The sequence below is a fragment of the Pseudomonas sp. Sample_23 genome, assembly GCF_004307595.1.
GTDB lineage: Bacteria > Pseudomonadota > Gammaproteobacteria > Pseudomonadales > Pseudomonadaceae > Aquipseudomonas > Aquipseudomonas atacamensis.
The window spans coordinates 82,716-95,544 of the sequence record NZ_RCNX01000088.1 but is presented as its reverse complement, the minus strand read 5'-3'; the positions used below and the strand labels follow the sequence as shown (position 1 = coordinate 95,544).

11 protein-coding genes are annotated in these 12,829 nt (G+C 61.4%); 6 read left to right on the top strand and 5 right to left on the bottom strand.

Annotated elements, in window-relative coordinates; all coding sequences use genetic code 11:
- Positions 1-8 precede the first annotated feature (8 nt).
- The 3 genes from queD (at position 9) to codA (ending at position 3,262) form a co-directional block, all read left to right on the top strand.
- Complete coding sequence (queD, locus tag D8U82_RS24045; RefSeq protein ID WP_007915588.1) at positions 9-365, top strand: 6-carboxytetrahydropterin synthase QueD; 357 nt, start codon at positions 9-11, stop codon at positions 363-365.
- Positions 366-740: 375 nt separating this feature from the next.
- Positions 741-2,012, top strand: a complete 1,272-nt coding sequence (gene codB / locus D8U82_RS24040; RefSeq protein WP_130903131.1) for a cytosine permease — start codon at positions 741-743, stop codon at positions 2,010-2,012.
- Positions 2,013-2,026: 14 nt separating this feature from the next.
- A complete protein-coding gene (gene codA, locus D8U82_RS24035; RefSeq protein WP_125927249.1) occupies positions 2,027-3,262 on the top strand; it encodes a cytosine deaminase in 1,236 nt (411 codons plus the stop codon).
- 128 nt (positions 3,263-3,390) lie between these two features.
- Here the strand turns inward: codA and D8U82_RS24030 are convergent, their stop codons facing one another.
- Positions 3,391-4,371: a diaminopimelate epimerase gene (locus tag D8U82_RS24030; protein ID WP_130903130.1), complete on the bottom strand. Its 981-nt coding sequence runs from the start codon at positions 4,369-4,371 to the stop codon at positions 3,391-3,393.
- A gap of 244 nt (positions 4,372-4,615) precedes the next feature.
- On the opposite strand from D8U82_RS24030, the gene D8U82_RS24025 reads away from it, so the two are divergent.
- Positions 4,616-5,767 carry an MFS transporter gene (locus D8U82_RS24025; RefSeq protein WP_130903129.1) on the top strand — a complete coding sequence of 384 codons (1,152 nt, stop codon included), beginning with the start codon at positions 4,616-4,618 and terminating at the stop codon, positions 5,765-5,767.
- A gap of 93 nt (positions 5,768-5,860) precedes the next feature.
- Complete coding sequence (locus D8U82_RS24020) at positions 5,861-7,369, top strand: trypsin-like peptidase domain-containing protein (protein WP_130903128.1); 1,509 nt, start codon at positions 5,861-5,863, stop codon at positions 7,367-7,369.
- Between the two features lie 54 nt (positions 7,370-7,423).
- On the opposite strand, the gene D8U82_RS24015 is transcribed toward D8U82_RS24020, so the two are convergent.
- The 4 genes from D8U82_RS24015 to D8U82_RS24000 all read right to left on the bottom strand — a co-directional run bounded on the left by D8U82_RS24015 (position 7,424) and on the right by D8U82_RS24000 (position 12,149).
- The gene (locus D8U82_RS24015; RefSeq protein WP_122612644.1) at positions 7,424-9,850 is read right to left on the bottom strand and encodes a TonB-dependent receptor; all 2,427 of its coding nucleotides are present in this window, start codon (positions 9,848-9,850) and stop codon (positions 7,424-7,426) included.
- 98 nt (positions 9,851-9,948) lie between these two features.
- Complete coding sequence (locus D8U82_RS24010) at positions 9,949-10,926, bottom strand: FecR family protein (RefSeq protein ID WP_130903127.1); 978 nt, start codon at positions 10,924-10,926, stop codon at positions 9,949-9,951.
- Between the two features lie 40 nt (positions 10,927-10,966).
- Positions 10,967-11,458, bottom strand: a complete 492-nt coding sequence (locus tag D8U82_RS24005; RefSeq protein WP_130903126.1) for a sigma-70 family RNA polymerase sigma factor — start codon at positions 11,456-11,458, stop codon at positions 10,967-10,969.
- Between the two features lie 250 nt (positions 11,459-11,708).
- A complete protein-coding gene (locus tag D8U82_RS24000) occupies positions 11,709-12,149 on the bottom strand; it encodes a carboxymuconolactone decarboxylase family protein (protein ID WP_016775423.1) in 441 nt (146 codons plus the stop codon).
- Positions 12,150-12,338: 189 nt separating this feature from the next.
- Here D8U82_RS24000 and D8U82_RS23995 point away from each other — a divergent pair, with 189 nt between their 5' ends.
- Positions 12,339-12,674, top strand: coding sequence for a hypothetical protein (locus D8U82_RS23995; RefSeq protein ID WP_016775424.1), 336 nt, complete (start codon positions 12,339-12,341; stop codon positions 12,672-12,674).
- The last annotated feature ends 155 nt before the right edge of the window (positions 12,675-12,829 follow it).

The window sequence follows — 12,829 nt, the reverse complement described above, 5'->3', positions numbered from 1 at the left end:
AAAATACCGTGGAAATCTTCAAAGAGTTTACTTTCGAATCCGCCCACCGCCTGCCGCACGTCCCGGACGGCCACAAGTGCGGACGCCTGCACGGCCACTCGTTCAAGGTCGCGCTGCACCTGAGCGGCGACCTCGACCCGCACACTGGCTGGATTCGCGATTTCTCCGAGATCAAAGCGATTTTCAAGCCGCTGTATGAGCGTCTCGACCACAACTACCTGAACGATATTCCCGGCCTGGAAAACCCGACCAGCGAAGTGCTGGCCAAATTCATCTGGAATGAGATGAAGCCTTTGCTGCCGGAACTCAGCGCGATCCGCATTCATGAGACGTGCACCAGCGGCTGCATCTATCGCGGCGAATAGCAACAAAGATCTCCTGCCAAAGCCATCGCCGCTGCCCTCATGCGCTTCTTCTGACCCAACATTATTCCCCCTGACACCGATCGTTCCCACGCTCTGCGTGGGAATGCCTCAACGGACGCTCCGCGTTCGGCTTTGGAATGGGACGCGGAGCGTCCTGGGCTGCATTCCCACGCAGAGCGTGGGAACGATCAGACGCTCTGCGTGGGAACGATCAGATCGCAGCCTTCGGCAGCTCCTACATTGGGCTTCGGTGTGTTCGGGTGCACCGTTTTCGCGCCTGACTTCGCCGTGTCGTCTATACATACCCGGCCCGACCGCGCTTGGCACGACCGCTGCAACCCTTCTGCGTCTTCCCCTTCCAGCAAGGACTGCCCCATGACGCAGAACGCCTCCGGCAACGATTACCCGCTCAGTGAAGTCCCCATGCACGCGCGCAAAGGCCTGGCCTCGACGGCGATGGTGTTACTGGGCTTCACGTTTTTCACTGCGACCATGTTTGCCGGCGGCAAGCTCGGGGTCGCGTTCGGTTTCGCCGAGATGATGGCGGTGATCATTGTCGGCAACCTGTTGCTCGGTCTGTACGCGGCAGGCTTGGGTTACATCGCCTTCAAGAGCGGCCTCAATTCGGTGCTGATGGGCCGTTTCTGTTTTGGCGAAGTCGGCAGCAAGCTCAGCGATCTGATTCTCGGCTTCACCCAGATTGGCTGGTACGCCTGGGGCACGGCGACGGCAGCGGTGGTGATCGGCAAGTATTTCAATCTCGATGAAACCACCGTGCTGGTCCTGATGGTGCTGTTCGGTCTGGGCTTCTGCGCTACGGCGTACATCGGTTATCGCGGGCTGGAGATTCTCTCGTACATCGCGGTGCCGGCGATGATGTTGCTGCTGATGCTGTCGATGTGGGCAGCGACCGTGAAAGTCGGCGGCTTCGAAGGCTTGCTCAGCGTGGTGCCGAGCGGTTCGCTGGACTGGTCGACAGCGATCACGCTGGTGTTCGGCACCTTCGTCAGTGGCGCAACGCAAGCCACCAACTGGACGCGATTTTCCCGCTCGGCAAAAGTCGCGGTGCTGGCCAGCCTGATCGGTTTTTTCATCGGCAACGGCCTGATGGTGCTGATCGGCGCGTACGGCGCGATCGTCTATCAACAGCCGGATGTGGTTGAAGTGCTGCTGTTGCAGGGCTTCGCCATGGCCGCGATGGCCATGCTGTTGCTGAACATCTGGAGCACTCAGGACAACACCATCTACAACTTCGCCGTCGCCGGCTGCAACCTGCTGCGCACCGGGCGGCGCAAGACCGTGACCCTCGGTGGCGCGGTGATCGGCACCCTGCTCGCCCTGCTCGGCATGTACGACATGCTGGTGCCGTACCTGATTCTGCTCGGCACGGTGATTCCGCCGATTGGCGGGGTGATCATGGCTGACTTTTTCTATCGCTGGCGCGGCCACTATCCGCGTCTGGCCGACGCACGGTTGCCGGCGTTCAACTGGCCGGGGCTCGGGGCCTACGGCATCGGCACCATCGCCGCGTTCAGCTCGCCCTGGGTCGCGCCGCTGGTAGGCATTGCCGCTGCCGCGCTAACGTATGTCATCGTCACCGGTGTGCTCGGCGCCCGTCGCGTCAGCGCACCACTACAAGACCTATAAAAAGGATTCGCCTGATGCACATCATCAACGCCCGCCTGCGCAACCAGGAAGGCCTGCACGAATTGCACCTTGAAGACGGCCTGATCCACAGCATCGCCCGTCAGACCGAAGCGCCGACCCTCGGCCCGGATGACCTCGATGCCGGCGGCAATCTGGTGGTGCCGCCCTTCGTCGAGCCGCACATCCACCTCGACGCCACCCTCACCGCTGGCGAGCCGCGCTGGAACATGAGCGGCACGCTGTTCGAGGGCATCGAATGCTGGGGCGAGCGCAAGGTCACCATCACCGAAGAAGACACCAAGACCCGCGCCAAGAAGACCATTCAGGCGCTGGCCGCCCACGGCATTCAGCACGTGCGCACCCACGTCGACGTCACCGACCCGCAACTCACCGCGCTCAAGGCCATGCTTGAAGTGCGCGAGGAAAATCGTCACCTGATCGACCTGCAAATCGTCGCGTTCCCGCAGGAAGGCATCGAGTCGTTCCGCAACGGGCGCGAGCTGATGGAAGAGGCGATCCGCATGGGCGCTGACGTGGTCGGCGGCATTCCGCATTTCGAATACACCCGTGATCAGGGCGTCAGCTCGGTGAAGTTCCTCATGGACCTGGCAGAGCGCACCGGCTGCCTGGTCGACGTGCATTGCGACGAGACCGACGATCCGCATTCACGTTTCCTCGAAGTGCTCGCCGAAGAAGCGCGCAGCCGCGACATGGGCGCCCGCGTCACCGCCAGCCACACCACGGCGATGGGCTCTTATGACAACGCCTACTGCGCCAAACTGTTCCGCCTGCTCGGCCATTCCGGGATCAGTTTTGTTTCCTGTCCGACCGAAAGCATTCACCTGCAAGGGCGTTTCGACAACTTCCCGAAACGCCGGGGCGTCACCCGCGTCAACGAACTGCTCGAAGCCGGAATGAACGTGTGCTTCGGCCAGGATTCGATCGTCGACCCGTGGTATCCGCTGGGTAACGGCAACATCCTGCGCGTGCTCGAAGCGGGCTTGCATATCTGCCACATGCTCGGTTATCGCAACCTGCAAAGTGCGCTGGATCTGGTGACCGACAACAGCGCCAAAGCCATGCACCTGGGCGAGCGTTACGGACTGGAACAGGGCCGCCCGGCGAACCTGCTGATTCTCTCGGCGGACAGCGACTACGAAGTGATCCGCAGCCAAGGCCTGCCGCTGTATTCGATTCGCGGCGGCAAGGTGTTGATGAAGCGGCAGATGCCGGTGGTGGAGTTCAGTTGAGATTGCACTGGGGCTGATGGCCTCATCGCTGGCAAGCCAGGCTCCCACAGGTTTTGTGTTGAGCACATGATTGGGCCCTCATGCAAAACCTGTGGGAGCCTGGCTTGCCAGCGATGGCGTCGGCCGAATCAAGCGATCAACCGCGCCGTGCCAAACAATCTGACGCGCAGCAACTCCCCTTGCGAAACCTCAAGCAAAACCGGTGCGGTGCCACCCGGCATAACCACCCGCACCTCCCCTGCCTCGACCCAACCCACCCGCCACGCCGCACACGCCACTGCGCTGGCACTGGTGCCAGATGACGCGGTCGGTCCCTCACCACGTTCGAATACCCGGGCGAGGATTTGCTGCGGCGACGCCAGCGCGGCCCACTGCAGATTGACGCCCGCCGGGCAGGGATTGCCGGCACCGGTGGGCATGGCATAGGCGATTGCTGTAAGCCTTTCGTTCAGCGGTGATTCAAGCATCTGCTCGTTACTCGGCAACATGGCCGGATTGCTTAGCAGCGTCACGCAATGCGGATTGCCGATGCGGACGAATTGGCTGTGGGTCCAAGTGGGATCGAGTTGTGCCAGGGGCTGGACATGGCTGACGTCGCGATTGTTGAACTGAACGTTTTCAACCGTCTGCGCACCCACAGCCTCCGGGCCGAAGCCAGGCTGACCGAGGTCGAGCCAGATACCGCGCACGCCTTCGACTTCGGCGGGTCTCACCGAGGTTTCCAGCGCCTCGCCTTTGTCATGATGAACGCGCAGCACGACGCCCTGCTCCGGCAGCAAGCCTTGCTCGGTCAATGCCTGAGAAAAAATCGTCAGGCCGTTACCGCTGCGCTCGGCGAGACTGCCGTCGGTATTCACGATCAGCACATCGAACGGCGCAGATGCCTGAAACGGGCCGATCAGCAGGCCGTCGCTGCGGTGGGGTTTGCTGTTGGCCGGGCGTTGGCCTTCGGGCCAGTGACAGCACAAGGCGATGGCGGCCTCGCTCCATTGCTGCCTGGATACGGCGCACTCTGCGGCCCTCGCTGGCAAAGCGATTCCGGCTTCGCGCAAGGCTTGGGGCGAGACCACTCCGTAGATATTGCCGCGTGCGTCGTAGAACTTCGTCATGCCTTGTTCCCGTATTCCATGCTGGCGAAATCCGACTGTAAACCGCAAACCAGTGTGGGAGCGAGCCTGCTCGCGAAGGCGGTGCGTCAGTCGACAATTCCATATTTGACCCACCGCTTTCGCGAGCAGGCTCGCTCCCACAGGGTAGGATGTTCACCGTTATGCCCCGAAAGGCCTGAGATCGAACCTCAACGCCGTCAGAATGTCACTCGGGATGCAGTTGTTTTTTTTGCCAAGGATCGATATGACCAGCCTCAACCCCCAAGACACCTTCGTCCCCGGACGTCTGCAACAGATGTCCACGCGCGTTGCCTTTTTCATTGCCGGCCTCGGCATCGCCGCGTGGGCGCCGCTGGTGCCGTACGCCAAGGCGCGAGCCGGGCTGGATGAGGGCACGCTGGGGTTATTGCTGCTGTGCCTGGGCGTCGGTTCGATTCTGGCGATGCCGCTGGCGGGGATCCTCGCCACGCGCTTCGGTTGCCGACGTGTGGCCACCGGCGGCACCTTGCTGATCTGCGCGGCGCTGCCGTTGCTGGCGACGGTGTCGTCGATCCCGGCGCTGATCGCCACGTTGTTCATGTTCGGCGCCGGCCTCGGCACGGTGGATTCGACGGTGAACCTGCAAGCAGTGATCGTCGAGCGCGCCAGCGGCAAGCACATGATGTCGGGGTTCCACGGCTTGTTCAGCCTCGGCGGCATTGTTGGTGCGGCGGGCGTCAGCGCCCTGCTCGGCCTCGGGCTGACACCGCTGGCAGCGATGCTGGTCGTCGTCGTGTTGCTGATCGGCGCCTTGCTCAAGTGTGTGCCGCACATGCTGCCCTACGGCAGCGAAAGCTCCGGCCCGGCGTTCGCCATTCCCCATGGCATCGTGCTGTTTATCGGCGGCATGTGCTTCATCGTGTTCCTCACCGAAGGCGCGGCGCTGGACTGGAGCGCTGTGTTCCTCGTTCAGGAACGCGGGATCGACACGGCTTACGCGGGAATGGGTTACGCAGCGTTTGCCCTGACCATGACCGTCGGCCGTCTGCTCGGTGATCGCATCGTGCGCAAGCTGGGTGCCACGCGGATCATTCTGTTCGGCGGGCTGTTGGCGGCGGCGGGACTGTTTCTCGCCACCTTCGCGCCGAGCTGGCAAGCGGCGCTGCTCGGTTATGCACTTGTCGGCGCCGGTTGCTCGAACATCGTGCCGGTGCTGTACACGGCAGTGGGCAAGCAAACGGTGATGCCGGAAAGCATCGCGGTGCCGGCGATTACCACGCTGGGTTATGCCGGGATTCTCGCCGGGCCGGCGGTGATCGGTTTTGTCGCCCATGCCAGCAGCTTGAGTTTTGCCTTTGGCCTGATGGCGGTGCTGTTGGTCGCGGTGGCCATCGGCGGTAAGACATTGAAAGTATGAAGATTAGCGCGACACCTGTCAGGTTTGACACTAGACAGGCTTCGACCCTTTGAATCATGGTGATTTCCAGCCCCGCGGAAATGGAAATCTGTCATGAACATTCGAATTGGATCGGCTGTTGCACTTATCGCTCTTCTCCAGGGATGCGCCTCCGTCAATCGATACGACTGGGGCGAAGGCGCAGCCAACTTTGCTCCCGCTGAGCGGCTGGCCAATGCCGACGGACGTTATGCGCATTGGCAAGCCATTGGCCGTGTCGAAGTTGAAGGCGGCATGACCTGCTCCGGTACACTCATTGACACACGAGAACCCGGTACTGTGTCGAATCCGGCTTATGTACTGACCTCCGGACACTGCACACATCCGGAGATAGGCAATAACGAGGTCATCGTCAATCAGCCTGCAAAGGGTCGGGTGACGTTCAATTATTTTTTCGACACGCAACCGCACAGTCGCTCATATGCGGTAGGCCGGATTGGTTGGAGCACGCTACGTGGCCAAGACATCTCTATCGTTGAACTTGCTACCTCTCTGGAACAGTTGATCAGCGACGGTATCGAGCCTCTGAAACTGGCGCATGCCCCCTTGCCCCCTGAAGAAAACATTTTGATCACCGGCGCGCCCGTGAACGGCTTCATTCAGCGAATGGCATGCAAACAGGAACATTCGGCATCGGTCATCGAAGGCCCTTGGCGATGGGTAGGACAATCGAGCAACCGTTGCCTCGATGTTGTCAGTGGATTATCCGGCTCACCATTGCTTGCGCGTTATACCAATGAAGTCGTGGGTGTGTTGGGCACTACCACGCGCGGAAGTGACCGTAATCGATGTGACAAGGGCGCCCCCTGCGAAGTCATTGCCGGGCAGGTCAACAAGCGAACTGCCACCAACTACGCCTCCACAACCGAAGGTCTGGGTGCTTGCTTCACCAAGGGACGTTTCGACCCGCGTCCGGGTGACTGCCCGCTGGGAGCGGCATGGTCTTTTCCAACATCATCGCAAAACAGCGATTACATCAGAGTCGAGCGTGACGAGCACGGACAAGTCGTGCCATGGCATTGGCTGCAAACCTTCGCATTGAGCGCTCCCTACTACCGCTATCGCTATACGCGCACGCTGGACGAATGCCAGTCGCTTGCTGGGTATAGCCAGGTACAAACCGCTCGCCCTGGTTCCGAGAATCAGTTGAGCCATGAACTCAAAGAAGGTGCGGGGCTATATTTTCTCTGCCTGATTGGCCAACAGCGGCCTACGGACGTGCCAAAACAATCGGATGGAAAAACCCCCAGCATCTATTGGCGGTGGTTGCTGGACGCACCAGCGCCGTTGGCGCCTGCCTATAAAATCGAATGGGTGGGTGACGATGACTACGATGTCAGGGTTTTTCCGGTCTCACCGGATCTGGATCCCTTCCAATTTCAATACAAGTCCGGGCAGCCCGGGAGCGTCAACTGCAATGACGGGCAGGGATTCCAGCGCGTACCGCCCTCCACGGGCGTGTTCCATGTTTCCGTTGCCAATGGCCAGCAGAACGTCTGCCTCAAAGGCGCAGACCTGGCTGGGAATCCCGGACCGACCATCGACTTTCTGATTCCTCAATAGCTTCAGGCCTGTTGTGGCTGAGCCGTGTGAAACCGGTTCAGCCAAAACAGCGCCTTAGAAACCGACGCTGGCCTGCACGAAGAACGTGCGCGGTGCGCCGACATACATCCCCGAGTTGTTGTCGCTGGAGCGGGTGAAGTATTGCTTGTCGAAGACGTTCTTCACCCCGGCACCGAGCTTGAGGTTCGACACCTGCGGACCAAAGTCGTAGCCGCCGCGCACGTTCCAGGTCACGTAACCCGGGATGTCGCCGTACTGCCCGTCCGCCGTGCCTTCAGTGATGTAGTTGCCATTGAAGCTGCCATCCGCATTCACACCGGTGCCCGGCGAACGCTGTTTCGATTGGGCGAAGCCATCGATGTTGTACGTCCAGCGGTTGATCTCGTACCGCAATCCGACCGTCGCAACCTGCCGCGAATAGAACGGCAGATCGCGCCCCTTGAAGCCGGGGATCTCGCCTTCATAGGTGGCGCGGGTGTAGGTGAAACCGGCGTTGGCGGTCAAACCATCGAGGCGCGGATCGAGGGCGGCCATGTCGTAGTGCGCCGAGGCTTCGATGCCCTGGTGCTTGGTCGCGCCGAGGTTGGTCCAGCCGACGTCGTTGCTGATGTATTGCAGTTCGTCATCGAAGTCGATGTAGAACAGCGTCACCTCGCCGCCCCAGACATCATCGTTGTAACGCGTGCCGATCTCGTAGGTCTTGGCCTTTTCCGGCTCCAGACCGTTGGCGGTGCTGTCACCCGAACCGCCCTGGCCGAGCTGGAAATATTGCAGGCTGCCGAACGAGGTTTCGTAGTTGGCGAACAGTTTCCAGGCATCGGAGAGGTGATACATCACGCTCAGCGCCGGCAGCGGCTCATTGCTTTCGATGCTGCGGTTTTTCTCCTGGACCGGCCGGCCAGCGGTGTCGAGCACGGCGCGGTCGTGCCAATCGGTGCTGATGTGTTCGAAGCGAATGCCTGGGGTGATGGTCCAGTTGCCGACGTCGATCTTGTTGTCGACATACACCGAATTGGCCTCGGTGCCACCGGTGCGATCCTGGAACACATGGCCGTCGGAGGTCGGCGTGACCACCGGCTGATTGTTGACCAGCGCCAGACGGCTCGATTCTTCGTGCATGGCCTCTTTCAGATAGCGATAACCGACGCTGACTTCCTGCGTGGTCGGACCGACATCGAACACCCGCGACACGCGCGGTTCGATGCCGAGGGTGTAGTAGGAACGCGGGTAAGAGCTGAGGGTGCGCTGATCGCGCGCGGCGATGGTACTGCCGCGAAAGCTGTCGGTGTAGTAGGTGAGGATTTCTGCCTGGGTGCGCTCGTCGATCTGGCGAATCCACTTGAACGACACGTCCTTGCGTCGGCCTGTGAACTGGTCGTAGTCACGCACCGATTCGTACGGTTTGTCGTCGTACTGACGCTGGGTCAGGCCGCCGGGCATGTCGGCGCTGGCGTCGTAGTAGTGGAAGTTGAGGCTGAAATCGTCCTGATCGGTCGGCGCCCAGTGCGTTTTGAGCAGCACGTCGTCGATGTCGTTGCCGTTGTTGCGCTCGCGATAGCCGTGGCCGTTGACGCCGGAGTACAGCAGCGCGACGCCCATGCCGTTGTCGGCGGTGCCACCTAGAAATGCGGTGTCGATGTGTTTCCAGCCGCCGTACTGCGTCGTTTCCAGGGTGGTGCCGATTTCGCCGGTGGTTTTCTCCGGGATCGCGCGGGTCACGAAGTTGATCACGCCGCCGACGTTCTGCGGCCCGTAGCGCACGGAACCGGCGCCACGCACGACGTCGATGCTGTCGAGGTTGCCCGAGGAAATCGGCGCCATCGACAGTTGCGGCTGGCCGTACGGAGCAAACGCGGCAGGTACGCCGTCGATCAGCACGGTCGAGCGTGGCGACAGGCGCGAAGTCAGACCGCGTACGCCGACGTTGAGGGAAATATCACTGCCGCCGGTGCCATTGGAGTCCTGCACCTGCACGCCAGGCACGCGTTTGAGCACGTCGCTGACGTTCATCGCGCCCTGCTCGACCATCGCTTCGCGGCGAATCACCGTGCGTGCGCCGGGGTGGTTCTGCACCACCGCCGCGTCCGCGTCACCGAGCCAGTCGCCGACCACTTTGATGTCGGTCACGCCGAGCTCCAGCGGGCCGTTGCTGGCTGCGGAGGTGGCGGCTGGAGCGAGCGTCACCGAGCCTTCGTTGATCTGATAATCGAGACCGCTGCCCTGCAACAGCTGCCGCAGCGCCTGCTCCGGCGAAAGGTCGCCGTCGACCGCTGGCGCCTGTTTGCCGGCCACCAGCTCGGGGCTGAAAAACACCTGCAGCGAGGTTTGCTGGCCCAGTTCGCTCAAGGCCTGGCCCAGCGGTTGCGCGCGGATATGAATGGCTTCAGCGGCAAAGGCCAACGGCATCGCGGCGCTGACCGCCAGCGCGAGAGCCAATGGCAACCAAGGGGATTTTTTATTGTGGGTTGTGGTGATGTTCACGTCGTACGCAGTCCTGTGGATCGCAAGAGTGTGCGGCTGTTAATGCAAACCAGTTGCAGTTGAACAGGAAGACGATGAACTGAAAAAAAACCTGAATGCTATCTGGAAATTATTTCCTGACTGCCATCGGCAAGGGTGCGCACCGTCACCGGCAGGATGCTCGGCAAGGCTTTGAGCAAAGCGTCGGTGTCATCGGATTTGAACACGCTGGTCAGGCGCAGGCTGGCCACGTTCGGCTGGGTTACGGTCAGCGGTTTGTCGCGATAGCGCGATACTTCCACCGCGACTTCACTGAGGCTGGCGTTGTTGAACACCAGTTTGCCGTTGCGCCATGCGGTCAGTTCCGCCGGGCTAACCGCGTAGGCCGGCAGGACCTTGCCCTGGGCATCGACCGCCGTGCCGAGGCCTGCGGTGAGGTTGATGAATTGGTTGTCCGGGGCAGCACTTCCCTGCACCTTCACAGTACCCTGCTCCACCGCCACGCGGGTCTGCGTGGCATCGCGGCGCACATCGAAACGCGTACCGGTGACTGTGACCTTGCCGCTGCCGGCTTCGACAATAAACGGACGCGAGGCGTCGTGTTCAACACTGAACATCGCCTCGCCCGCGCTCAATTCGATCAGCCGTCGATCCTTCTCATAACGCACCTGCAAGCGGCTGCGACTGTTCAGATCGATTACAGAACCGTCCGGCAACGCCACATGCTTGCGCTCGCCCGGCGCCGTGGCGAATTCGGCGCGGTAGCCACCCGGATGATTCAAACCACTGAACAGGCCAAGCCCCAGCGCCACGGCCAGAACACTCGCGGCCACGGCATAACGCAGCAACGGCCGACGTTCGCGGCGGGGAGTTTGCGCAAGCGCCTGAAGACGCGACGTCGGCAGCAGATCAGCCGCCGCCCACAAACCCTGCAGCAACTGGAATTCTTCGCGGTGTTGCGGATGCTCGTTCAGCCAAGCCTCGAAGCGCTGCCGTTGCTCGACGCTGACATTCGACTCCTGCAATCGCACGAACCAGGCCGCCGCTTCGTCACGCACCGCCGTTTGCCCACAGGCGCAATCACCCGTTTCCATCATGGAATGTCCTGTCCGGCTGAGAATGAAAAGGTGCGAACGCTCATGACTGCAAGCCATCCAGCCGCTCACGCAGATGCCGCAGGGTGCGGATCATATACTTTTCGACCATGTTCTTGGACAGCCCCAGGCGTTCGGCGATTTCTGCCTGCGTCAGGCCTTCGATCTTCTGCCAGACAAAGATCTTGCGGCAGTTGAGCGGCAGCTCGGTGAGCGCGCGTTCGATGGAATCGGCCAACTGGATCGCGTGCATGTAATGCTCCGGATCGCCCGCCGACGACGCAGTGTCCTCGACCGCCTCCGACTCCATGACGCCCCGCCGGTCCTCCCGCCGATAACCGTCAACGGCGATATTGCGCGCGGTCTGATGCAGATACGCGCGGGGCTGCTGCACCGCCACCGAATCTGCCTCGAGCACCCGCACAAAGGTGTCGTGCGCCAGATCCTCGGCCTGCGCGCGATTGCGCAGGCGCCGAGTCCAGGTGCCGATCAACTCTTCGTAATGCTCGAAAAAGCCGGATCTGCGGGAGCGCATGGGGGATGGGCGGCGTGGTGAGAAAGGGGCGTGAATAGTAATGCTTCGTATTAATACAAAGCAATGCACGCTGTGATGGTGTTCTTGATGCGCAAGGTGCGCTCACACGAGGCCGAGTTCAGATGGACACGGAAGATCTCCCTGTGGGAGCGAGCCTGCTCGCGAATGCGGTATGTCAGCAACGATGATGGTGACTGACACGTCGCCTTCGCGAGCAGGCTCGCTCCCACAAGGTAAAAGCGTGAATGCCTCAGGCCTGCGGCAGTTTGCGGAAGCCCACCGCCAGTCGATTCCAGCCGTTGATGGTGTTGATCGCCACCGTCAGGTCAACCAGTTCCTTCGGCGAAAACTGCGCAGCGACGACTTCATAGTCTTCGTCCGGCGCGTGGGTCAGGCTCAGTTGTGTCAGCGACTCGGTCCACAGCAGCGCGGCGCGTTCACGCTCGCTGAAGAACGGCGCTTCCCGCCATGCCGTCACGGCGAACAGGCGGCGTGGGGTTTCGCCGTCCTTGATCGCGTCGGCGGTGTGCATGTCGATGCAGAATGCGCAGCCGTTGATCTGTGAAGAGCGCAGTTTGACCAGCTCGAGCAGGCTCTTTTCCAGCGACAGTTTCGAGACGGCATTTTCCAGCGCCATCATCGCTTTCATGGCATCGGGGGAAGCGGTGTAGAAGTCGGCACGAGGTTGCATGGTGGGCTCCGGGGTAGCGATTGAATGTGCGGCTACGTTAGTCCCCGGGGGTGGTTCGGCAAATAGCCAATATTGCAGAAGAACGGTAGGCCACTCGGCGCGGCGACTGACCGCTCGTCACTCGACGGGCACCAAGGTTTCAGTGCGCAAGACCAATATCAGGTAATCCCCTTTATCAGGAGACGTACCATGATGACGCGCAAATTCACTTCGTTATTGTTGGCCGGCCTGCTCGCCACGGCGTCCGCCGCCAGCTTCGCTGCCAATGACAGCACCGATGCGACGGGCACCAAGTCCGGCGGCGCCAGCAGTTCAACCATGCCGCCAGACAACACCCCAGGCTCGCCATCGGGTGGCAGCGGTTCTGGCGGAACCAATAACGGCACCGGCACCGGTACTGGCTCGGGAATGGGCACTGGAACGGGCACCAATGGCGGCGCCAGTGGCTCAGGTTCCGGCGCGGGCGGCGGCACCGGCTCGGCCGGCGGCGGCACGGGTGGTGCGGGCGGTGGCACGGGCGGCTGAACGAACAAGAGCCATCCCAGATAGTCCTGCATACATCAGGACTCAATGTGGGAGCGAGCCTGCTCGCGAAAGCGGTCTGTCAGCCAACCTTGATGCAAGCTGACACACCGATTCGCGAGCAGGCTCGCTCCCACTTCTGATTTCTGTTGATTGAA